Origin of the sequence: Methylomonas sp. MED-D (assembly GCF_050276835.1) — a bacterium.
Classification (GTDB): Bacteria; Pseudomonadota; Gammaproteobacteria; order Methylococcales; family Methylomonadaceae; genus Methylomonas; species Methylomonas koyamae_A.
The window spans coordinates 1,505,651-1,529,116 of record NZ_CP189965.1; the positions used below are offsets into that span (position 1 = coordinate 1,505,651).

At 58.2% G+C, this 23,466-nt stretch carries 17 protein-coding genes and 1 riboswitch; of the genes, 15 read left to right on the forward strand and 2 right to left on the reverse strand.

The genetic code is table 11. The features are described 5' to 3' along the window. Window positions 1–523 precede the first annotated feature (523 nt). Window positions 524–2,383: a hypothetical protein gene (locus ACQE3E_RS06790; RefSeq protein ID WP_427501402.1), complete on the reverse strand. Its 1,860-nt coding sequence runs from the start codon at window positions 2,381–2,383 to the stop codon at window positions 524–526. Window positions 2,384–2,899: 516 nt separating this feature from the next. On the opposite strand from ACQE3E_RS06790, the gene hyfB reads away from it, so the two are divergent. The 8 genes from hyfB (at window position 2,900) to pntB (ending at window position 13,454) form a co-directional block, all read left to right on the forward strand. Next, window positions 2,900–5,032 (forward strand): hydrogenase 4 subunit B, encoded by a 2,133-nt coding sequence (hyfB, locus tag ACQE3E_RS06795; protein ID WP_168033694.1) that lies wholly within the window; start codon window positions 2,900–2,902, stop codon window positions 5,030–5,032. After that, window positions 5,029–5,973: a respiratory chain complex I subunit 1 family protein gene (locus ACQE3E_RS06800; protein ID WP_064029005.1), complete on the forward strand. Its 945-nt coding sequence runs from the start codon at window positions 5,029–5,031 to the stop codon at window positions 5,971–5,973. The genes hyfB and ACQE3E_RS06800 overlap by 4 nt, the downstream gene beginning before the upstream one ends. Further along, a complete protein-coding gene (locus tag ACQE3E_RS06805) occupies window positions 5,973–6,650 on the forward strand; it encodes a formate hydrogenlyase (protein WP_313728623.1) in 678 nt (225 codons plus the stop codon). Before ACQE3E_RS06800 ends, ACQE3E_RS06805 begins: the two co-directional genes overlap by 1 nt. Continuing rightward, on the forward strand, window positions 6,647–8,110 hold the full coding sequence (locus ACQE3E_RS06810) for a hydrogenase 4 subunit F (RefSeq protein WP_071155045.1): 1,464 nt from the start codon (window positions 6,647–6,649) through the stop codon (window positions 8,108–8,110). The genes ACQE3E_RS06805 and ACQE3E_RS06810 overlap by 4 nt, the downstream gene beginning before the upstream one ends. Then, window positions 8,107–9,687, forward strand: a complete 1,581-nt coding sequence (locus ACQE3E_RS06815; protein ID WP_313728621.1) for an NADH-quinone oxidoreductase subunit C — start codon at window positions 8,107–8,109, stop codon at window positions 9,685–9,687. The genes ACQE3E_RS06810 and ACQE3E_RS06815 overlap by 4 nt, the downstream gene beginning before the upstream one ends. 9 nt (window positions 9,688–9,696) lie before the next feature. Then, window positions 9,697–10,206 carry an NADH-quinone oxidoreductase subunit B family protein gene (locus ACQE3E_RS06820; RefSeq protein WP_168033688.1) on the forward strand — a complete coding sequence of 170 codons (510 nt, stop codon included), beginning with the start codon at window positions 9,697–9,699 and terminating at the stop codon, window positions 10,204–10,206. Between the two features lie 290 nt (window positions 10,207–10,496). Further along, complete coding sequence (locus tag ACQE3E_RS06825; RefSeq protein ID WP_168033686.1) at window positions 10,497–12,050, forward strand: Re/Si-specific NAD(P)(+) transhydrogenase subunit alpha; 1,554 nt, start codon at window positions 10,497–10,499, stop codon at window positions 12,048–12,050. A 12-nt stretch (window positions 12,051–12,062) separates the two neighbouring features. Continuing rightward, entirely contained in the window at window positions 12,063–13,454 is a 1,392-nt protein-coding gene (pntB, locus tag ACQE3E_RS06830) for a Re/Si-specific NAD(P)(+) transhydrogenase subunit beta (protein ID WP_427501403.1), read from the forward strand. Window positions 13,455–13,655: 201 nt separating this feature from the next. Here the strand turns inward: pntB and ACQE3E_RS06835 are convergent, their stop codons facing one another. After that, window positions 13,656–14,780 (reverse strand): hypothetical protein, encoded by a 1,125-nt coding sequence (locus ACQE3E_RS06835; RefSeq protein WP_427501404.1) that lies wholly within the window; start codon window positions 14,778–14,780, stop codon window positions 13,656–13,658. 224 nt (window positions 14,781–15,004) lie between these two features. Between ACQE3E_RS06835 and ACQE3E_RS06840 the strand changes: the two genes are divergently transcribed. From ACQE3E_RS06840 to ACQE3E_RS06870, 7 genes are all read left to right on the forward strand, one after another. Further along, a complete protein-coding gene (locus tag ACQE3E_RS06840; protein ID WP_071155051.1) occupies window positions 15,005–15,343 on the forward strand; it encodes an ArsR/SmtB family transcription factor in 339 nt (112 codons plus the stop codon). A gap of 26 nt (window positions 15,344–15,369) precedes the next feature. Continuing rightward, the gene (locus ACQE3E_RS06845; RefSeq protein WP_427501405.1) at window positions 15,370–15,849 is read left to right on the forward strand and encodes an arsenate reductase ArsC; all 480 of its coding nucleotides are present in this window, start codon (window positions 15,370–15,372) and stop codon (window positions 15,847–15,849) included. Window positions 15,850–15,874: 25 nt separating this feature from the next. Then, window positions 15,875–16,318: an ArsI/CadI family heavy metal resistance metalloenzyme gene (locus tag ACQE3E_RS06850; RefSeq protein WP_427501406.1), complete on the forward strand. Its 444-nt coding sequence runs from the start codon at window positions 15,875–15,877 to the stop codon at window positions 16,316–16,318. A 24-nt stretch (window positions 16,319–16,342) separates the two neighbouring features. Further along, window positions 16,343–17,401: an ACR3 family arsenite efflux transporter gene (gene arsB, locus ACQE3E_RS06855; RefSeq protein WP_427501407.1), complete on the forward strand. Its 1,059-nt coding sequence runs from the start codon at window positions 16,343–16,345 to the stop codon at window positions 17,399–17,401. A gap of 898 nt (window positions 17,402–18,299) precedes the next feature. Further along, window positions 18,300–18,423: riboswitch (cyclic di-GMP riboswitch) on the forward strand. Between the two features lie 38 nt (window positions 18,424–18,461). Further along, complete coding sequence (locus ACQE3E_RS06860; protein ID WP_281022658.1) at window positions 18,462–19,223, forward strand: VPLPA-CTERM sorting domain-containing protein; 762 nt, start codon at window positions 18,462–18,464, stop codon at window positions 19,221–19,223. 64 nt (window positions 19,224–19,287) lie between these two features. Then, window positions 19,288–20,895 (forward strand): hypothetical protein, encoded by a 1,608-nt coding sequence (locus ACQE3E_RS06865; protein ID WP_281022659.1) that lies wholly within the window; start codon window positions 19,288–19,290, stop codon window positions 20,893–20,895. A gap of 272 nt (window positions 20,896–21,167) precedes the next feature. Beyond that, the gene (locus ACQE3E_RS06870; RefSeq protein ID WP_281022660.1) at window positions 21,168–22,811 is read left to right on the forward strand and encodes a ShlB/FhaC/HecB family hemolysin secretion/activation protein; all 1,644 of its coding nucleotides are present in this window, start codon (window positions 21,168–21,170) and stop codon (window positions 22,809–22,811) included. Window positions 22,812–23,466 lie beyond the last annotated feature (655 nt).

Here is a 23,466-nt window from a genome sequence, read left to right on the forward strand (position 1 = left end):
GATGCCGCCGCTGCAACGGCCGCCGACTGAACTGCCCAATTTGACAGCCAAACCAGCACGAATGTTGGATTTTACTTTCATGACACTCTCCTCTTTATACCCGTGCCCATCGCACGTCGATTCGCCGGCCCCATGCCGACTGATCCGGTTCGAGTTTGACCGCCCGCAATCCGCTGCGCAGGCGCGGTCCGACTATCCTCTAAATTCAAAATCGCTGGCGCCACGCCGGAATAGGGTTGACGCCCCGTTAAACCATTCGGCCAGATCGTCCGGCCGCTCCGCCCGCGCGTCCGGCCCCAACGCGATAGGCCGACCCGAAAGGCTATGTTCGCGTTAATAGTCGCCGTCGCCCCGGTATCGATCGCTCAGGCCCGGTAGCCGCGGATGGCGATGGCTAAGCGTCCTGCCAGCCGAGTCCTGGCTAAGCGATGCCAGAGGCGACGGTCGCGCATCCTTGTCATGATTAACGCGAACATAATCGTTAGAGGCGCTCGGCCATCCCTAGCCGAGGCCGCGTGCCGGGCTAGCCGTGCTCGCGAATGTCGATGTTGCTCTTGGTCACCCGTATCTCAACGTGGAACAATTGCTCGAAGACTTCGCCGATGTGCGGAATACGCTGGACTTCGCCGAGCAGCAGGTTGTAGATATTCAAATCCGCCGCCGAGAATTCGCGCTCGGGTTGCGGGCGGCCGAGCAGCCGATTGATCGCTTGCTGGGTTTGTTCGGCGGCGGCCAAAATGCCTTGCTCGCGGCGGAAATATTTCATCAAGCAGCGAATCAAGCGCTCGAACGCCGCCGCTTCGTAGGCCGGTCGGCCGAATTGCGTACTCAAGATGCCGCGCAATTGCGCCTCGGCGATCCGGTGATAGGCGCTAAGCGCCGGCGGCGCGATGCGTTCGGCCAAGCTGTCGGCATTCGCCGTCAGTCCCAGACCTTCGCAGGTTTTTTGATACATGTCGGCGTAGACCTTTTCCCGATCGGCCCGCCATGCTTCGCTGGCGATCAGTGATTTGGATTGCAACTGCTTGATCTGAGTTTGCACTAGCGCCTTGAACGCGTTAAATCGCTCGGAATCGACGTTCGGCCAGGTATCCAAAATCGTCCACAGCTCTTCGTAGTGGCGGCTCATCAGCGGCCATACCGAGAAAGCGATGGCGTGGGCCTGCAAGCCGTACAGGCCGTAATCCAACGCCGCCGGCAATGCGTCCAGCGCGGCCGCGACCTCCGGGGCTTGCGGAACGTCGTCCATGCCGGCCAGCGTCGTGCCGTCGACCAGCACGCCCAAAAATTCTTCGATCATCTTGCGCGGTCCGGCGCAAACGCCGTGCGCGGACTGAAACACGTAGTTGCGTTCGGCGTAGTCGTAAATGCCTTGGGCTGTCATCGGCGCGTCCGGGGCGAGCGTGGTTTCGACGACCGGCAGGAACAGCATTTGATGGGTGGTCATCCGCACACCGTCGGTGACGCGGTACATCGATGACAACACCGGATGCAACTCGCCGTTCGCGACGCGGGGCGCGGTTTTCATTAGTTGGTAGGCCGGAACCGCCAGCACCAGCGCCGATAATCGCTCCAAATGACCGACGGTCCAGCCGGCGCGGGCTTCCGGAAAACGCCGCAGATAGGCTTCGCGGATTTGCAGCAAGGCGGCCATCGCCGGCAACCAATGCTGGCCCATGCTTTTCAGCGCGGTCAAATTCATCGGCCGCTCGTTTTGGTAGCGGCTGCCGGGGTAGGGGCAGGTCGTCCATTCGGTCGACACTTCGACACGCAACGGTTTCGGGAAGACGTTGGATTCGCCGACTTGGCGGCCTTCGTTATCCATCGCGATATGAGCCACCCGAAATACCGGGATCATCAATTCCAGATAGCCCAATTCCACCGGCCGGCCGGTCAGTTCGGCCATGATGGCCTCGCATTCGAACCAAGTGCGCGGCGATTGACCGGGAGCCGTTGGTAGTAGGTGGTTGGCGCCGGTTTGCGCCATTTTAGGGGCGGGTGCCGGGTTGGTGGTTTGCAGGATGCCTTGTAGAATCAACTCTTCGAGCAGATCCTTAACCACCGGCCAATCGTAGCCCTGGCCCCAACCGGTGGCGCTTATGGCTGGAAAGCTGGCTTGCTTGGCCAGGTTTTCGCCGAATGCGAACAACTCGGGTTCGTCGAAGCTGATTTCCTTGTCTTCGTAATACAGGCGTAGTTCGGTGGCGCCGGTCTCGTTGGTGACGTATTGGGCGATCGTGCGTTTATGCATCGGCAGAAACAGCCAATCGTCCTGGCTCAGTTCCGCCAGTTCCGGCGTTTCGGTCAAGTCGGCGTGAAACGGGCAGCCGCCGCTGTGTTGGGTGTCGTCGGTCCGAGACCTTTCCAAAATCGGCTGGCTCATCGCGCATGTCTCCGGAATGGGTTGAGTTCGAATGGCACGCTTGGCAACGACGCGCCGGCTCTAAGGACTGGAATCCCGTGCCGCCGGTCATTTCTACTGATATCCGCAACCGTGTCGGCGTGATGAAACAATAAATCCAGCGCCGGTTGGTGTCTGTGAATAACGGCATCGGCGCGTTGCGAGATAACTCACTTGACACCGGAAAGTGGGCGTACAGTGTTCGTCAGACCGTGTGGCGTAAGTCGTTCCGCTGCTTTGCGTAGCTCGAGGGGGAGGCGACTGCTTGGGTGTGGTGAAACTGGTTCGGATCAACCAATTGCGCCGGTTGAAATCAACCAAAAGTTTCGCTGGAGCGTCGATTAAGCGCACGACGATGATGCGGTCGCTTGTTTTGTAAGGGTGTTGGCGCGATTGGCTCGGGTATTGCCTGAGCGCATCTGTCGTAACACAAGATCGGCGAGGTGTGGCAATGAGCGATTCGGTAGCGAATCCGGCTGAAAACGGAGAGATAGCCTCATGGTGTTGATATTGGCCTATGCCGCGGTGCTGTTGAGTTTTGCGTCCGGGCTGCTGGCGCTGCTGGTCAACCGCCGCGCCGGTTTGCTTCGGCTAGGCCACGCCGCGTTCCGGCGTTGGCCGGCCGGCAGGCGATGTTGGACTAGCGCCGATGCCTGGCTGGAAGAAAGCCGATACGCGGCGTTACTGAAAACCACGGTATTCAGGTTGCTGGGTGCGGCGGGCGTCGCCGCGATTCTGGCCGGTTTGTGGGTGCTGTTGGGTCAAACCTCGGTGGTCACCGACCGAATTGGCTTGGGCTTGCCGTGGTTGCCTTGGCATGTACGTTTCGACGGTCTGTCCGGTTTCTTCTACTTGATAATCGGCATCGCCGTTGGCGCGGTCAGCCTGTACGGGCCGGGTTATGTGGCGGCCTATCAAGAAGAAAAACATCCGTTCGCGGTGTTGGGCTTGTTCACCGGTCTGTTCGTTGCCGGTATGTTGTTGGTTCTACTGGCGGACGACGCCTTCTTTTTCATGATCGCCTGGGAGCTGATGTCGGTCGCCAGTTATTTCCTGGTGGCGTTTCAGCACGAACACCCGGCCAACCGCCGCGCCGCTTTTCTGTATTTGCTGATGGCCGAGGTCGGCGCGCTCGCCATCATTCTGGGATTTGGGGTGTTGGCGGCCTTTACCGACGGCTTTACCTTCGACGCCTTGCGTCAAGCGCAACTGTCCTCGAATTGGGCGACCTTGGCTTTCGTGCTGGCCTTGTTGGGTTTCGGCATGAAGGCCGGCATCGTGCCGATTCATGTTTGGTTGCCGGAAGCGCATCCGGTCGCGCCGTCGCATATTTCCGCGCTGATGAGCGGCGTCATGCTGAAGGTGGCCGTCTACGGACTGATCCGGTTTTGCTTCGATTTGCTGGGCGACGTGCATTGGCAATGGGGCGTCGTGCTGTTGGTGCTGGGCACGTTCTCGGCCTTGGGCGGCATTCTGTACGCGATGATGCAGCCTAACCTGAAACGCCTGCTGGCGTACAGTTCGGTGGAAAACATCGGCATTATCTTCATGGTGCTGGGCTTGGCGGTGATCTTCATGGCCAACGGCTTTCCGCAGCTGGCGGCCTTGGGCTTATTGGCGGCCTTATTTCACGCCTTCAATCACGCCTTGTTCAAAAACCTGCTGTTTTTAGGGGCCGGCATACTGCAGCATCAGGTTCACGATTTGAATATCGATACGATGGGTGGGCTGATCCAACGCTTGCCCAAGACCAGTTTCCTGTTCCTGATTGGCTGCATGAGTATCTCGTCGTTGCCGCTGTTCAACGGCTTTGTGTCGGAGTGGCTGGCGTTCCAGACCGCACTGCAGGTGGACGCGCTGGAAAACGGCGTGCTGCGCAGTCTGATACCGGTGTCGGCGGCGGCCCTGGCGTTGACCGCGGCCTTGGCGGCGGCTTGCTTCGTCAAAGTGTTCGGCATGATTTTCCTGGGGTTGCCGCGTTCGCGCAACGCCGAAAAAGCCCAGGAAGTGGACGATCGCGGCATGCTGTTGGCCTTGAAATTGTTGGCTGGCTTGTGTTTTTTCATCGGGATTTTTCCGGCTTTCATCATTGACTTACTCAATCAGGTGGCCAGGCAATTGTTGGGTCAAGCCTTGCCCAACGACACCGCGCTGAGCTGGTTGCGGCTGGCGCCGGTGTCGCATCAACAGGCATCCTACGCGCCGCTGTTGGTGTTGATCAGCGTTTTGTTGGCGTCCGGCGCGGCGTTCTGGTATCTGCGCCGCAACCCGGAAACTAAAACCATGCGCCGCGCGCCGGCTTGGGATTGCGGCTTCGGCGGTTTGAACGCGCGCATGCAATACAGTTGCAGCGCGTTTACGATGCCGTTCCGGCGCATTTTCGCCAAGGTCTGGTTGATCGACGAGCAAATCGATAAAGACCTGCACGGTGCCGGGGACATCGAGGTCGCGGCGATTCATTACCGCCTGCAAGTGCAGGATCACAGCTGGCCCAGGCTCTATCTACCCATTGCCCATGGCATCAATCAACTGGCCAGGCTGGTTGGCCGCATCCAGACCGGTAATATCCGGGTTTATCTCGGTTACTCGTTTGCTACGTTAATTTTGATGTTGTGGGTGGTCAGCCTATGAACTGGTTCGTTGCCGTGATTCAAACCACGCTGTTCGTGGCCTTGGCGCCGCTACTGAGCGGTTGGTTGAAATGGTGCAAATGCCATTTGCAAAATCGCCGGGCGCCGTCCTTGCTGCAACCCTATCGCGATTTGCTTAAGTTAACCCGTAAACAGCCGGTTGTGGCCGAACATGCTTCGTGGCTATTCATCTACACGCCGTATATCGTGTTTTCGGCGATGGTGCTGGCCGCATCGGTGGTGCCGTTGATAGCGGTGGACTTGCCGACCTCGGCCAGCGCCGACGTGATTGTGTTGGTCGGATTTTTTGCGTTTGCCCGGTTTTTTCTGGCGCTGGCCGCGTTGGACATAGGGACCGCGTTCGGCGGCATGGGCGCGTCGCGGGAAATGACGATTTCGTCGCTGGCCGAACCGGCAATGCTGATGGCGGTGTTTACGCTGACGATGACCGCATCGACCACCAATCTGTCGCTGGCGATCGAACATGTACTCTACGAAGGCTTGGTGTTAAGGCCGTCCTTCGTGTTCGCGATGTTCGCGCTGATGCTGGTGGCGATTGCCGAGACCGGCCGGATTCCGGTCGACAACCCGACCACTCACCTGGAGCTGACGATGATCCACGAAGCGATGATCCTGGAATACAGCGGCCGCCATTTGGCGTTGATCGAGTGGGCCAGTCAGTTGAAGTTGGCGTTGTACGGGGTGTTGCTCGCCAATATCTTCGCGCCTTGGGGTATCGCGCGGGAATTGACGTTGCCGGCGCTTGGCTACGGCTTGCTGGCGATTGCGGGCAAGTTGGCGGTGTTGGCGGTGTGCTTGGCGATTTCGGAAACCCTGGTGGCGAAGATGCGCTTGTTTCGGGTGCAGGAATATCTCAGCTTCGCCTACCTGCTGGGTTTGTTGGGCATGTTGAGTCACATCATCTTGGAGGCGGCGCGCTGATGAATCTCGAACAACAGGATTTTTACACCCAGGCGATTTTGTCGATGGCCGCGCTGGTCGGTTTGACTTCGTTTCTGATGCTGGGGCAGGGCCGTTTGTTGCGGCTGATCTTCGTGTTCGCGCTGCAAGGTTTGCTGTTGACGCTGACCACGGCCTTGGCGGCCTACAGCCTGGATAGCCATCATCTCTACATTTCCGCGCTGTTGACCTTGGTACTGAAGGTGTTGTTCATTCCGTGGATGCTGCGGCGGCAGGTGCTGTTGCTGAATTTGCACCGCGACGTGGAGGCTTTGAAGAATAACACCTTCGTGATGCTGGGCGGCGCGGCGCTGATGGTGTTCAGCTATTACGTGCTGCATCCCATCGTGCAGACCTCGTCGGCGGTGATGTTGAATGCGTTGGCGGTCAGCCTGTCGGTGGTGCTGCTGGGGATGTTGTTGATGATTTCGCATCGCCAGGCGATTGCCCACGTGGTCGGCTTCATGTCCATCGAAAACGGATTGTTTTTCGCCGCCATCGTGGCCACGCGCGGCATGCCGATGGTCGTCGAATTGGGGATAGCCTTCGACGTGCTGGTCGCGGCGGTGTTGTTCGGGATCTTTTTCTTTCATATCAGCACCAGCATCGACTCGCTGGATGTCGATCGCATGAACCGTTTGCACGAGGTGGACCGATGATCGCCGCTTATCTGGTCATGCTGATTCCGCTGATCGGCATCCTGTTTTTCGCGTTTGTCGGCCACCAGCGCGAAACCGGCCAACTCAACGTGCGCTTCAACGCCGTTACGTTGCTGGCGACGATTTGGCTGGCGGTCAATGTGTTGAACAACGGCACCATCCTGTCGGCCGGCAAGGCCTTCATCGTCGATTCGTTCAACGTGTATCTGATCGTGTTGACCGCCTTTGTCGGCTTGACCACCTCGATTTTTTCCGCGCCTTACATGGAGCACGAAAAGCACCGGGGTAAATTGACCGAGAAGCGGCTGAAGCTTTACTACTCGATGTATCAAGGCTTTATGCTGGCAATGTATCTGGTATTGACGACCAACAACATGGGGGTGATGTGGGTGGCGATGGAGGGGGCGACGCTGGCGACCGTATTATTGGTCAGCCTTTACCGCACACCGGAATCGATAGAAGCCGCCTGGAAATATTTCATTCTGTGCGGGGTCGGTATCGCTCAGGCCTTGTTCGGCACGATCTTGCTGTATTACGCGGCGGTGCAGATCGGCGACGGCGATAACGCCTTGCTGTGGTCGGTGCTGTTCGACAACGCCGCGCGTTTGAATCCGGAAATTTTGGAGTTGGCCTTCGTGTTCATGTTGATCGGTTACGGCACCAAGATTGGTTTGGTGCCCTTGCACAACTGGTTGCCGGACGCCCATTCCGAAGGCCCGACGCCGATGTCGGCGGTGTTGTCCGGATTGTTGCTCAACGACGCCTTGTACGCGGTGGTGCGCAATAAGATGCTGGTGGACGGCGCCACCCACACCAACATGGCCGGTTTGTTGATGATGGGATTCGGCTTGCTGTCGTTTTTGGTGGCCGCCTTGTTTTTGCACCGGCAAAAAGACATCAAGCGCTTGTTCAGTTACTCGTCGATAGAGCACATGGGCGTGATGACCTTTGCCTTCGGCATGGGCGGCGCATCGGCGACCTTCGCGGCGCTGCTGCACATGACGGTGCATTCGTTGACCAAATCGGCGATCTTCGTGACAGTGGGCCATGCCGCGCAACTGGCGGGCACCCAGCAGATGGAGAAAATCCGCGGGTTGATCAAAACTCAACCCGAGATCGGTTGGGGGCTGTTGATCGGTACCGTGGCGATTGCCGGCTTTCCGCCGTTCGGCGTGTTTACCAGCGAATTTTTGGTATTGGTGGCGACGATGCATAGTTATCCGTGGCTGGCGCCGGTATTGTTGCTGGGAATAGGCGTCGCCTTCGCCGGGCTGTTTCGGCACATTCAACCCATCGTCTACGGCGAGCGCCCCGAGGGCCAGCAGCCGATTAAAGCCAATCTGTGGCCGGTGATGATTCATCTGGCGCTGGTATTGTGGTTGGGTCTGGCAATTCCCGATTTTCTGGCGAATTGGTTTTCGCAAGCCACGCAGTTGATTTCCGGGAGCGTGCCGCTATGAGCAATCCGAATTGGACCGAAGCCTTGCGCTCATCCCTCTCGGCGGCCGGCGTCGCCGTCGAATCGGATGCCGCCGGCGACGCCATTTTCCGTTGGCGGGTGGCTTCCGAACATTGGCGCATGTTGGCCGAGCTGGCGCTAGCCGATAGCGTGCGCTGGTCGGCCGGCTGGGCCGAACAACGCGCGGCCAGTTTTGTCGTGCATGTATTGCTGGAAAAACACGGCGTTTATCTTTGGGCGCAAACCGAGCTGGGTCCGGCAAAGCCGGAAGTGCCCAGTCAGGCCGGCGTGTATCCGGCCGCCAATCGCAGTGAGCGCAACACCCAGGATATGTTCGGCATCCAGTTCGTCGGCCATCCGGATAACCGGCCGTGGACGCGCCACAAGGCGTGGGACAAACACCAACATCCGTTGCGCAAGGATTTTCCAGTCGAGGGCCGCCCGGAAAGCGTGACGCCGCCGGACATGGATTATGCCTTCGTGAAATCGCACGGCGCCGGCACCTACGAAATCCCGGTCGGTCCGGTCCATGCCGGCATCATCGAACCCGGCCATTTTCGGTTTCAGGCGGTCGGCGAATTGATACTGAATTTGGAAGAACGCCTGGGTTACGTGCATAAAGGCATCGAAAAAATCGCCGAGGGCCGCGATCCGCTTAGCTTGGCCAGGTTGGCCGGCCGGGTGTCCGGCGATACGACCGTCGGACACGCCTGGGCCGCCTGCATGGCGATGGAGCGGGCGGCCGGTGTTGACATTCCGCCGCGCGCGGCGCTGATACGCGGCATTCTGGCCGAACGCGAGCGGGTCGCCAATCATCTTGGCGACATCGGCGCGATCTGCAACGACGTGGCGTTTACGTTCGCGCAAATCCAATTTACCCGATTGCGCGAAGACTGGTTGCGCACCCAGGCCGCGATGTTCGGGCATCGGCTGATGATGGATTGCGTCGTTCCTGGCGGCGTGACATCGGACTTGTCGGCTGAGCAATGCCAAGCCATGCGCGTCGGTATCGTCAAGCTCAGAGACGAATTGGCCGACCTAATGACCACGCTGGATTTGAATTCGTCGCTGGAAGACCGGCTATATACCGCCGGGTTTTTGTCCGAGGACATCGCCGCCGCCTACGGCGTGGTCGGCTACGTCGGTCGGGCCAGCGGTCAGGATTTCGATGTCCGCCGCGACGCAGCCTATCCGCCCTACGACGCGGTCGGGTTCAAGGTGGCGTTGGAAAATCAGGGCGATATCGCCTCGCGCTTTTGGGTGCGTTACAAGGAAATCATCGCCTCGATGAAGCTGATCGAACAGTTTATCGACCGGCTGGCGCCGGGCGCGCTGGTCGGCGAGTGGCTCATCCCGGCCGCCGGCAGCCGGGGCCTGGGCATCGTCGACGGCTGGCGCGGCGAGATCGTCAGCTTCGTGGCTTTCGAAGCCGGCAACCGCATCGCCCGGTTCTATCCGCGCGATCCCAGTCAGTTGAACTGGCCGGCACTGGAAAGATTGGTGTTGAACAACATCGTGCCGGATTTTCCGGTGTGCAACAAATCCGTGAACGGCTCCTATTCCGGCAACGACTTATAGGTAGCGGCCATGCTGAAACAGTTTAAGAAAATCCTGACCACCGGCATCGTCACCGAGCGGGTGAGCGTGCCCAAGGACGCGGAGTTGGAGGCCCTGGGCATTGAAATCAAGCGGCACGTCGACCGCAAGTTTTCCGGCAGCATCGCGATTCGTCAGGTGGATGCCGGTTCCTGCAACGGCTGCGAGTTGGAAATTCACGCGCTGAACAACCCGTATTACGACATCGAGCGCTTCGGGATTCACTTCGTCGCTTCGCCGCGCCACGCCGATGTGTTGTTGGTGACCGGGCCGGTATCGCGGCACATGCAGACCGCGTTGATCCGGACCTACCAGGCCACGCCGGATCCTAAGTGGGTAGTGGCGGTCGGCGATTGCGCGACTTGCGGCGGCGAGTTCGGCGTGTCCTACGCCAGTTGCGGCGCGGTGGCGAATGTAATTCCGGTCGATGCGACGATTCCCGGCTGTCCGCCGACGCCGTTGGCGTTGATGCAAGGCTTGTTGGCGTTGATGACGCGCTAGTCCCGGCCTTGCAATGCCGGCCCGACCAGGGCTGTTCGCGCGGCACGGCGAAGTCCGCTCTTCGTGGCCTAACCGTCGCCCGACTTCTCGTAGCCGATCAAAATCGGCGCCGTTCAATGCCAAACTCGGGAAAATCGCCGCCTGAATAATTGACCCGGCCCGCGCCGGATGGGTTAAGCTTAACCGGTTGCCGTCCGAGTCGTCGCGGCCGTTTGGCCGCTGCTACGTCGCCGGGCAACGTTGAAGTTTGGTTAGCCATATTCCTCCCTATAACAACGACAGGAGACAACATGAGAATCGGCGTACCCAAAGAAATTCACGACGGCGAAAAACGCGTCGCTACCACGCCGGAAGCGGCGGAAAAAATTATTAAGCTGGGCTTCGAAGTCGGCGTGGAATCCGGCGCCGGCGCGGCGGCGAACATCAGCGACGAAGCCTACCAGGAAGTCGGCGTCAAGATTCTGCCGGACGCCAAGGCAGTCTGGCAGGAGTCCGATATCGTTATGAAAGTCCGGGCGCCGGAACGTCACCCGGAACTGGCGATAGACGAAGCGGAATTGCTGAAAGACGGCCAGACCCTGATCAGCTTTATTTGGCCGGCCCAAAACGACGCGCTGATGCAGCAATTGGCGGCTAAAAACGCCACAGTGTTGGCGATGGATAGCGTGCCGCGCATGTCGCGAGCCCAGAAAATGGACGCGCTCAGCTCGATGGCCAATATCGCCGGCTATCGGGCGGTGATCGAAGCCGCCCAGCATTTCGGTCGTTTTTTCACCGGTCAGATCACCGCCGCTGGCAAGATACCGCCGGCCAAGGTCTTGGTCATCGGTGCCGGCGTGGCCGGTTTGGCGGCGATCGGCGCGGCCAAGGGCATGGGCGCCATCGTCCGCGCCTTCGACACTCGCCCAGAGGTCAAGGAACAAATCGAAAGCATGGACGCCGAATTTCTGATGCTGGATTTTCATGAAGACGGTTCCGGCAGCGGCGGTTACGCCAAAACCATGTCCAAGGAGTTTATCGAAGCCGAGATGGCGCTGTTCGCCCGTCAGGCGATGGAAGTGGACATCATCATCACCACCGCGCTGATTCCCGGCAAACCCGCGCCGGAACTGATTACCGCCGGCATGGTGAAATCGATGAAGCCCGGCAGCGTCATCGTCGATTTGGCCGCCGAGCAAGGCGGCAACTGCGCGCTGACCGAAAAAGACCGGGTGGTGGTCAAGCACGACGTCACCATCATCGGCTACACCAATCTGCCCAGTAGGCTGGCCAACCAGTCCAGCCAACTGTATGCCACTAACTTGCGCCACTTGCTGACCGACTTGTGTCCGACCAAGGACGGCACGCTCAACGTCAATTTCGACGACGAAGTGATCCGTGGCGCCACCGTGATCAAGGAAGGCAAGATCACCTGGCCGCCGCCGCCGCCGAAACTCTCCGCCAGCCCGAAACCGCTGACCGAAGCGCCGGCGGTCGAGCCCAAAGTGGAGAAACCCCAATCGGCGCTGGCGCAACTGCTGCCGATTCTGCTGGCGGGCGCCGCCTTGTTCGGCATGGGCGCGGTCGCGCCGGCGTCGTTCCTGTCGCATTTCACCGTGTTCGTGCTGGCTTGCTTTGTCGGTTATCAAGTGATCTGGAACGTCACCGCTTCGCTGCATACGCCGTTGATGAGCGTGACCAACGCGATCAGCGGCATCATCGTCATCGGTGCCTTGCTGCAAGTGTCGACGCCGAATAATTTAGTGATTACGGTATTGTCCGGCGTGGCCATCTTGATCGCGTCCATCAACATCGCCGGCGGCTTTCTGGTCACCCGGCGCATGCTCGAAATGTTCAGAAAATAAGGAGTAGGCAACATGGCACAAGGTTTAGTTACGATGTCTTACATCTCGGCATCGATTCTGTTCATTTTAAGCTTGAGCGGTCTCAGCCGGCAGGACACTTCCCGGCGCGGCAACTATTTCGGCATGCTGGGCATGGCGATCGCGATTGTCGCGACGGTGTTCGGCGGTCACGTTACAGCGTTCGGCATTCTGGCCGGCGCGCTGTTGATCGGCGGCTCGATCGGCGCCTTCGCGGCGGCGCGGGTGGAAATGACGCAAATGCCGGAACTGGTCGCGCTGATGCACAGCCTGGTCGGTATGGCGGCGGTGTTGGTCGGTTACGCCAGTTTCCTCGATCATAATTCCACGTTGGTCGGCGTCGAAAAAACCATACACGAGCTGGAAATCTACATCGGCGTGTTCATCGGCGCGGTGACCTTCTCCGGTTCGGTAATCGCGTTCGGCAAACTGTGCGGCAAGGTCACCGGCAAACCGGTATTGCTGCCGGCCCGGCATTGGTTGAATCTGGCGCTGTTCGTCGCCACCTTCATTCTGGGCCGTCAGTTCTTGGCTAACGCCGAAGCCGGCGACGCGTTGACGCCGCTGCTGATCATGACCGGCATCGCGCTGGTGTTCGGCGTGCACATGGTGATGGCGATCGGCGGTGCCGACATGCCGGTGGTGGTGTCGATGCTGAACAGCTACTCGGGCTGGGCGGCGGCGGCGACCGGTTTCATGCTCAGCAACGACTTGCTGATCGTCACCGGCGCGCTGGTGGGTTCCAGCGGCGCGATTCTGAGTTACATCATGTGCCGGGCGATGAACCGCCATTTCCTCAGCGTCATCGCGGGCGGTTTCGGTACCGCCGGCGGCGGAGAGGCGGCGGAAATCGAAGGCGAAGTTCAGCCGATCGAAGCCGAGGAAACCGCGCAACTGCTGAGCGAATCCAAGAACATCGTCATCATTCCCGGTTACGGCATGGCGGTCGCTCAAGCCCAGCATACCGTCAACGAAATCACCAAGTTGCTGGTCGGACAGGGCAAGAAGGTACGCTTCGCGATCCACCCGGTCGCCGGCCGGATGCCCGGCCACATGAACGTGTTGCTGGCCGAAGCCAAGGTGCCTTACGACATCGTGCTGGAAATGGACGAAATCAACGACGACTTTCCGGACGTCGATGTGTCTATCGTGATCGGCGCCAACGACATCGTCAATCCGTCGGCCTTGAACGACCCCAACAGCCCCATCGCCGGCATGCCGGTGCTGGAATGCTGGAAGGGCGGCACCACCATCGTCATGAAACGCAGTATGGCCTCGGGCTACGCCGGCGTCGGCAATCCGTTGTTCGTGCTGGAGAACACCCGCATGCTGTTCGGCGATGCCAACGACAGGTTACAAGCCTTGTTGAAAGCCTTGCAGGCTTAATCTGAACGGCCGCTGTCCGGACCGCGCTGATTGGCGGGCGGGCGCGACATTCGGTAGTAGCCCCGACCGGCACCGTTACCGATGCCGGTCGGGGCTATCGTCATTCCGTCTCTTCAATACGAGCCGCAATCCGTGCCAAATACGGTCTGCGGCTTACTCCCGCCTTAGTCGGTAGGCGCTGCCCCAGTCGAATGGGTTGATTTAGGGCGCGGCGGCGAGCTGTTGGTGCGGCGCGCAGGCCGGACAACTGACTTCCGCCAATTGGCCGCTATGGCGATGGCGCAAGGGTCGGGCAAGACCATCTTCTTGGTTCATGGACCGGTACAACCGGTTTTCCTCGGCTATGACTTCCCGCTCGTGTTCGAAAGGGTAAAGATTTTGCGCCATGCCGCCGCCGGCGATGAAATGGCCGCTATCCAACAGCATCAGCTTGGCGTGCAGCAGTTCGTGCAGCAGCGCGTCGGCCGGCGATACGCCGCAGGCCGGGTTGGCGTCGCAGCCCGGTTCGGCCAGTAGTTGCGCGCCTAGTCGGGTATCGAAATAAATCGTCACGCTATCGACCCGGTATTGGTTGCCCCAGGCTTGCGCCTGCCAGGTGTTCTTGCGGTATTTCAGCAGCACTTTTTGTTGGTCCAGATCCCTGATTAGTGCCGCGACCGCCGGATAACGGGCGTAGTATGCCGCGATGCTCTCGAAATCGGCGGCGACGGTGGCCGGTTCGCCAAGCTCGGGCCGATAGGCGTTTTTCAGAAAGTCGAGTATCGTTGCTTCCGCGTCGGCCGGCGCCGGTTGCGGGTTCGCGACTTGTTGATAGGCGTTGGCGATGTCGGCGGCGCTCGGCGGTTGGGTTCTTCGCAACTTGATCAACGTATGGTTGGCTTCGTCTCGACTGGCGATTGCCTGCATCGCGCCGGCCGGCGGCGCCACCAACCGCGCGGCGGGACTTGGCGGAGGCGCGAGCAAGTCGTCGGCGCTGACCGCCCGCGACCAACCCAGCAAGCCGATGCAAAACGTCAATACCAAGCCGACCTCGCGGCGGCGGTTGCCGTGCGCCGGAGGACAGTCCGACGAACGCCGGTCTTGTCTCAGGAGTACGCCGTGCGCCTCGGCGATTGCCAGCAGTTCGCGATAAGCGTCCGCCGCCGAGACGCTCAAGTCGGCTCGACAAACCAGGGCGGCCTTGCCGTCGATGACGCAGGGATGCAGAAAATTGTGCGTCGGCCAGCGCTGGTACCAGTCGTTGAGTGCTTGGGCCAGGCGCTCAGGGTCGCGCGGCGGCCGGACGGCGGTTTGGTAGGCTTGTTGCAGCGTGCGGGTTTCGCTCATCGTGACCGTGGCATTGCTCGAATATTCAAGGGACAGCGCATTATAAAAATTTCCATAGAATCGCCACAAAATAAATGACCGTGAACGACGGCGCGGATTTGCCGTCGTTTGGCGGAGTCGTGCTTAAGGATTGCAAGTATCCGATTCGAGCCACTGCTCAGTGCCGACTTGCCAAACCCGAAAAAATATTTAGACTATACAATAATTATTGAATAGTTAAACCGATGGATAAGGAATCAGCCGCTAAATTGTTCGAATCTCTGGCTTCCGGTGTGCGTTTGGACGTGTTCCGGTTGCTGGTCAAACACGCGCCGCAAGGTTTGGTTGCCGGCGAAATCGCTGCGGAACTGGGTTTGCCGCCGACCAATCTATCGTTTCATTTAAAAGCCCTGACCCATGCCGGGCTGGTTGACGCCACCCAGGAAGGCCGCTTTCAACGCTATCGGGCTGATTTGAACCTGATCCGCGAGTTGATCGGGTATCTGACCGAGGAATGTTGCGCCGGCAGCCCGACGGCCTGCTTCGGACCGGAGCAAATGGCGTGCGGCGACGGCGAGTCTTGAATCAAACCCATAACATGGTCATCTGTATGAACGTTTTATTTCTATGCACCGGCAACTCCTGCCGCTCGCTGATGGGCGAAGCGATCTTCAATCACTTGGCGCCCGAGGGCTGGCACGCGATCAGCGCCGGCAGCCGGCCGATCGGCCGGTTGAACGACGGTGCGGTGGCGATACTCGAAGAAAAAGGGATATCCACGGCCGGCTATTACAGCAAGTCCTGGAACGATTTGCCGCTTACCCCGGATATCGTGATCAGCGTCTGCGCCAATGCCGCCAACGAAACTTGTCCTGCTTATCTCGGCCCGGCCTTGCGTAGCCATTGGGGCGTGGACGATCCGGCGCATGCCGAGGGCAGCCCGGAACAAATCAAAGCGGCTTTCGAAACCGCTTACGGCATCGTGCGTTACCGAATCGAGCGCTTTCTGGAGCTGCCGTTGGATGAGTTGAAAAACGATCCCGAGCGCTTCAAGGCCGAGCTGGATCGCATCGGCGCCTTGTTACCTTAACCCCTCTCGCGGAGAAAACAGCCTTATGAAACGTTTCCATATTCACCTTGCCGTCGACGATCTACAACGGAACATTGCGTTCTACAGTGAGCTGTTTCAGGCCGAGCCCAGTGTGGTGCATGACGATTACGCCAAATGGATGCTGGACGATCCGCGCATCAACTTCGCGATCTCCAACCGGAGCCGAGCAGCGGGCGTGGATCATCTCGGCATTCAAGTCGAATCGGAGCAGGCCTTGACCGAAATTCAGCAGGTGCTACAACAGGCGGCGATGCCCGTCATCGAGCAAAAACAGGCGGCCTGTTGCTACGCCGAGTCGGACAAATACTGGACGGTCGATCCGCAAGGCATCCCCTGGGAAGCCTTTCATTCGTTGAAAAGCATTCCGATATTCGGTAAAGACGCCGATTTGCCGACCGATAGCGCCGCGAGTTGCTGCGGTCCTTCGTCGAATTGCAGCCCTATCTGATCGAACAGTTCGAGGTTTTCCACGATGAATTTGCCAATCTGCCCGCAGCCGCGCTTGTCGTTTTTGGACCGCTTCCTAACCTTGTGGATATTTCTCGCGATGTTGCTGGGTGTGGGCATCGGCTTTGCGTTTCCGGAACAGGTGAATCGCCTGAACGCCCAGGCTTCGGTCGGTACCACCAACGTCCCGATCGCGATCGGTCTGATTCTGATGATGTATCCGCCGCTGGCGAAAGTGCGTTACGAGGAACTCGGCGACGTGTTTCGTAACGGCCGGGTGTTGGCGCTGTCGCTGGTGCAAAACTGGCTGATCGGTCCGCTGTTGATGTTCGGCTTGGCGGTCGGATTTTTAGCCGACTATCCGGAATACATGACCGGCTTGATCCTGATTGGCCTGGCCCGGTGCATTGCGATGGTGATCGTCTGGAATGACCTGGCGCGCGGCGATAACGACTACTGCGCCGGGCTGGTGGCCTTTAACAGTGTGTTTCAAGTGCTGTTTTTCGGGGTTTATGCCTGGTTGTTCGTCACCGTGTTGCCGCCGCTGTTCGGTTTGCCGGGCAGTTTGGTGGCGGTGACGATCGCCGATATTGCCCAAAGCGTGTTTATTTATCTGGGGATTCCGTTTATCGGCGGCTTCGCGACGCGTTGGCTGTTGGTAAGAGCCAAGGGCAAGGACTGGTACCAGCAGCGCTTCGTACCCAAAATCAGCCCGCTGACGCTGATCGCGTTACTGTTTACGATCGTGACGATGTTCTCGTTGAAGGGCGAATTGATCGTGCAATTGCCGCTCGACGTGTTGCGCATCGCGCTACCGTTGCTGATTTATTTCGTTGGGATGTTTCTGGTCAGTTTCGCGATGGGCAAACTGATCGGCGCCGACTACGGCCAAACCACGACCTTGGCCTTTACCGCCGCCAGCAACAACTTCGAATTGGCGATCGCGGTGGCGGTGGCTGTGTTCGGCATCGACAGCGGCGCGGCTTTCGCGGCGGTGATTGGGCCGCTGATCGAAGTGCCGGTCATGGTCGGCTTGGTGAACGTCGCGTTCGCGATTCAAAAGCGCTGGTTTGTCGGGCGCTAGTCCCGGCAGGTTTCGGCGTTCTCGCCAGCACCGGCTTTTTCGAACGATCGATCCCCCTGGAACCTCGGTTTCGGTCAATTTCTCGCAATTCGGCGTCAGCCGCCGCATGCCCTCTACATCCGGCCCTATTTATCACTGGTGATTCTCGGGCTGAGCTGGTCTAAGCCCGGACCGGCGTGCCCTTCGACAGGGCGAACGGTATTATAGGAGCCGTGTTAATAGGCCCCGCGCCGGCGGGGAAGCAAAAACACGCCATTCCCAATGCCACGGGCATCCTGACTTTGCAAGCTATAGTTTTCCCGTTTGGGAAACTCCGGTAGGCGGCGTTTTAGCGGCGACCGAGTGTTTAGCCGCGAATCGCCGATAACTGCGGTTAGCGCGTTTGCAACGCCGGGCAAAGTCAGTCCATCAGTTCTTGGTCCCCGCGACAGCGTCTAACGATTAGTACAGTTGCCCTCTCGCCGATATTCGTTTCCGGCCAATGTTAAGTCCTCCAATCGTTGAGCGGGCGGCCGATGCCGCGCGCCAAATTCGACAGTCCATGTCGGATGCGCCCAATTTAGCCTGTTAGGTACGCGGTCCGTGGCGGCAACGATTCGCCCTTAAAAAACAACGTGCTGCGGCATTCGGCGATGTTTCGGCGTATCACGCATGTAATACATTTCACGATTCTTTAACAGAGCTGTAACGGAAACTTATTGATTTGTTTGGAATAATTCGCCGCAACTGAGATGGCAGGGAGCCGCGGGATCTTGGTTGATGCGGAATTACAGGGAACAGGGAAGACCAGCGAAGGGAGCGGCAAGAGGAAGAAGGTAGGGAGTAGGTTGCAATACGGACACATGGTAGCGGGGATAGCGACACCACTCGAGGTGTTAGAAGTTTAGTGAGCAGGTAAGCGTGTAAAAGCCAAACTCGCCGCGAGGCGGGGACGGAAAGTTTCAGGTCTTGGCTTGGGTCGGTCGCCGGGGATGGCGGCGGGCGGTAGGAAGCCGACAAGCCAAGACGGCTGGGCTGTCACCTTATGTATTTTTTAAATCTTAAACATAAGGAAACCATTATGAAATCTTTAAACAAAGCCTTGTTGGCGGCGGCGATGTTCGCTGCCACCGGCGCGGCGAATGCGGCGATCAACAATACTAGCGCCGCCACAGCCGAGGCCTATTTGTCGGTTTACGACAAAAGCCAAACCTTGACGTTCACGCTGGATTTGGGGTTGTTGATGAGCGATCTGATCGCCAACGTCAACAACGACAGTTATACGCTGAGCTACGATTTGAGCCTCAATGACAACTGGAATACCTTCGCCAGCGGCATGGATGCCTCTCAGACCAAGTTCGCGATTGCCGTCGGTTACGGTTCCAAGCAGTTGATCACCGGCATGACCGAGATCGCTAAATACAACAGCTTGCAACAATCCACAGTCCCTGGTACTGCGATCAAAAACCATGCAAACCAGATCACTACCGGTCAAGTCAAAGCTACCCCTGGTGCTTCCGCCAGCGACTATGCCGCGAATCTGAGTTCACTGGTGTCTGACGCAGACACCCCGAATACCGGACAACACAATGACTTCAACAGCATCTTCGGTACGGTCAGCTTGGCCCAAGCCAATATCGCCTACGGTACCTCCGGCGACTTCTGGTACTACAACGGCACTCAAGCCCATACCCTGGCCGCCGGTAAATGGACCCTGGCCGGCAATCTGCTGAGCTTCGGTCCGGCCCCGGCCAACGTGCCGCTGCCGGCCGCGGTTTGGATGTTCGGCGCCGGCCTGATGGGCATGTTGCGCGCGACTCGCCGCAAATACGCCGCCGCATAAGCGGTATTCGGAGCGGCGTTGGCGCCGCTCCGGTTTTCACGATTGATAACTCGAGGAACTACCCATGAAAAACTTAGTATTAGGCACCGCGATCAGCGCTCTGTTGGCCGCATCAGGTGTGCAAGCCGCGACCGTCAACGATCCGATTCCGGTCGACGGCAACAACCTGCCCATCATTGATGCCAGTCAAACCAACGTGTTGTATCTGTCCGGCGCCTCCGCGGCGGTCAACTTCATCGAAAAACTGATCACCGATTCATCGGTACCGGCCGCCGATAAAGTCTGCGACACCACTAAAAAAGTCTGGAAATACAAAGATAGCCTGACCGGTTCCGACCAAAACGCTTATTTGTGCACTCGCGCTACTACCAACAGCAATGTGCCGACCAACAAGCCTTACATCTTGGTCTACAAACGTAGCGCCGGCGGTTCCGCGTTCGGCGTCAGCCCTATCATCGCCGAAGCCAACGGCGACACCGCCGCCGCCACGATCGAGTATTTGAAAATCAGCTCGGCTTGCACCTCCAATACCTTGCCGGTCGCCGGTTCGACGCTGGGTTTGATCACCTGCCCTTACGACTTGGCCGACGCCAGCAAATACAGCACCCACATCTCCGACTTCGGCATTTCCGACGTCGACCCGGGGCAATTTATCGGTAACAACGCTCCGGTCGGTTATTCGGATGTAACATCCGACGATGTCGCTAAAATGACCGTGAAAAGCGCTTCGGCGGTGACCTTCGGCGTGCCCGTCACCAAAAAACTGTATTTTGCATTGCAAGCCGCCCAAATCGCCAACGGTTCCTTGGCGGGCTGCGCGGTTGGTGCCGAAACCGAGGCCTGCATGCCTAGCCTGAGCTCGGCTCAAATCGCATCGATTCATGCGGGCAGCTGGGCGGACTGGAACCAATTGAAAGTGACCGGTTCCACCGGTTTGTACGATTGGGTCCAAGCCAATGCCGCCGCTTACTTGCCGGGTTCCTCGTTGTTGCATACCTGCCGCCGCGAAAACGGTTCCGGTACCCAAGCTCAATCCAATATCAAGTTCCTGCATGATCCTTGTACTTCGGCTGCTTCCGCGACGGCTCCGGCTTCCGACGCACTGGCCTTGGGTTTCGGCGAAGGCGACGGCTATCCGATGATCCACGAGAACAACACCTCGGGTTCGGTCGGCAACTGCTTGGACGAGCTGAACGACGGCAGCAACGCCGCCAACGGTTTCGATAACACCTACGGTGTGCGCTGGGCGGTCGGTATCCAGTCTCTGGAGAAAAAGACCGCCGTATCCAGCAACTTCCGTTTTGTTAAAGTCGATGGCGTAGCGCCGACCCTGGCTAACGTAGTCAACGGCAAATACAAGGACTGGGCGGAAAACACTTTCCAATATTGGACCGACCACTTTTCCGACGCTAACCTGAAAAAACTGACCAACGCGATCATTACTTCAGCCGGCGCGCCGGAAGTGATGGCGGCGCTGAACGCCGGTTTCACCCACACCTTTACCGCTACTCCAGGTGCATTCTTGGCCGTACCGACCAGCTTCGCTCCCGAAGCCAACGGTGCGTTTAACGCCAGCCGTCCGGTCAATCCATACAGTCATGCGACAGCAGCCGCATCGACTAATGCCTGCCGCGCACCAACCATTTACAACAACGGCGATGCCAAACTGTAAGGGTTGATTAGGGGCAATCCCGAACCAGGTCAGGGACGACCGCCTTAAAAAGTGACCGGGGCAGTCGCGGCAACGCGGCTGACCCGGCCGCTTTTTCGGTTTTAACGCGATTGCCGTTTTCGGGGCGACGCGGCCGATTCGTAGTAGGCCGGTTGCCGGTGCGAATGCCCGCCGCGCGTCACCGGTTTGTCATAAAAGCTTAACCTGGGCTACCTAAAATGGCGGCTCGCAGGCCTTCATAACGAAGGCCGTTTAGGTTTCATCGGAATTCAATGAGTTTGAACACTGTCCGCTTCCGCCGGGTTTGGCGCGAAGTATTGATGGCTGCATTGCTGGCTAGCGGCTCGCTGTCCGCGCTCGCGGCCGACCAGGCCTCTACGCCTTCAAACGGCAGCCAGACCGACCAAGCCGGCGCGCCGGCCAAGTTCGATTTGCTGGAATTGCGGGTCAAGGGCAATACGCTGTTGGACAAAAAGCAGCTCGAGCGCACGGTGTATCGGTTTTTGGGGCCGGACAAAAGCATCGATAACGTCGAATTGGCCAGGGCCGCGCTGGAAAGTCTGTATCAAGCCAACGGTTTTCAAACCGTCTCGGTGGATATTCCCGAACAGGACGTTAAAAACGGCGTGGTTTATCTGCAGGTCGTCGAAGGCAAGGTGTCCAAGCTGCGGGTCAAGGATTCGCGCTATTTCGCATTGGGCAAAATCAAGGCCGGTGTGCCCGAGTTGGCCGAAGGCAACGTTCCCAACATGCCGAAAATGCAGCAGCAACTGGCCGAGTTGGCCGGCCAATCGCCGGACCGCCAGATTCAGCCGATTCTGCGGGCCGGCGAAACGCCCGGCACCTTGGAAGTGGATTTAAAGGTCAAGGACGAAATGCCTTTGCACGGCCGCGTCGAACTCAACGGCCGCAACACCTCGACCACCTCGCGGTTGCGGCTGATTTCGTCTTTGCGTTACGACAACCTATGGCAGGCCTTTCACAGTGCGTCGTTGATGTATCAAGTGTCGCCGGAAAACAACGCCGAAGTGGACGTTTGGGCCGGCACCTATGCGATGCCGCTGTTCGACTCGCCGACTCGGTTGGCTGTTTATGCGGTCAGTTCGTCGTCGAATGCCCAGATTGCCAGTGCCGGCGCCTTGTCGGTGATCGGTATCGGTAACATTTACGGCGCCCGGTTGGTGCATCCGTTTAAATCCCTACCCGACTACTACCACAGCGGTACCTTGGGCGTGGACTACAAGGACTTTAAGGAAGATTTGAATTTGATCGGCGCCGACTCGATCAAGACTCCGATCAGTTACACGCCGTTCCTGGCTCAGTACAGCGGTACGCTGAACGGCGATGGCCGTCAGACCAGCTTCGATTTGGGCGCGCACTGGTCGTTTCGCGGCTTGGGCAACAGCCAACGCGAGTTCGAGAACAAGCGCTATTTGGCCAAGGCCAGCTATCTGTATTTGACCGGCGATTTAAAACATCGGCACGATTTGCCATGGGGCATGAGCTTGGTCGGCCATTTCGCCGGTCAGGCGGCCGATAGTCCCCTGATCAGTAACGAGCAATTCTCGTTGGGCGGCGCGCAAAGCGTGCGCGGCTATTTCGAAACCCAGGCCTTGGCCGACGACGCGGTGTTCGGTTCGTTGGAATTGCATAGCCCGCATTTAGGTTTGGCCGATTGGGAAGCCGTCGATGAGTTGAAGCTGTTGGCGTTTCTCGACGCCGGCAAGGGCTGGGTCAAGAACCCTTTGAAAGGCAACGCCAAGGGCAATTTCTTGAGCAGCGCCGGCGTCGGTTTACGCTTTCAGGTGTGGAAGCATTTGAGCGGGGCTTTCGACGTAGGCATACCGTTCAGCGGGTTGGCGCCGGTCAGTAGCGGCGATCCGCGCGTGCATTTCAATATCGCCACCGATTTTTAAATGCTGTTCCGTGTTCCGCTATGCGAAGCGCGACGCTCTATTTGACGAGTCGCGGAGAAACTCGCGGATTTTTTCGATTGTTGAAGGGAGTACAAACCTAGGTTTGTACTCCGGCTGGTTTCTGGAGTCGATAAATAGATGCGTTTAAACGGTATTTAAAACATCGGCTTGAACGTATGGAAATTCGGCGTATTTATAGATTTTTTTGAACGGCGGCGCGCGAACGACGAAATCGGCAATGTTGGTTGTTACGATAATATGACCTAATTTTTATACTATTAATTTTCAAGATTATCCCGGCGATTTATTTGCTATAAACAATTAATTAATAAGGTATTTAATTGGATGTTTTTTGTTCGGCGATGAGTTTGGATTTTGGGTGTAATAGACTCGTCATGTTCCGAATGGCTAAACAATTTGATTGCTACTTTAGTACAGTTTTTGGCGACCGTTAGTCGGATAGATTAATAAATAGTCACTATTCGCCGGGCATTTGGAAAAGGGTGGTTTATTCCTTCTCCGCGGGAAAGAAATTCGTGCCGCGCGCTGAATGGTTGCAATCAATAGAACATTAATTCGGCGAAGTCGCTGTTTGCGCTAATCTGTTTGCGCTTATTTGGTTAATTCCCCGCCGGCGCGTAATTTTATTTGAAGG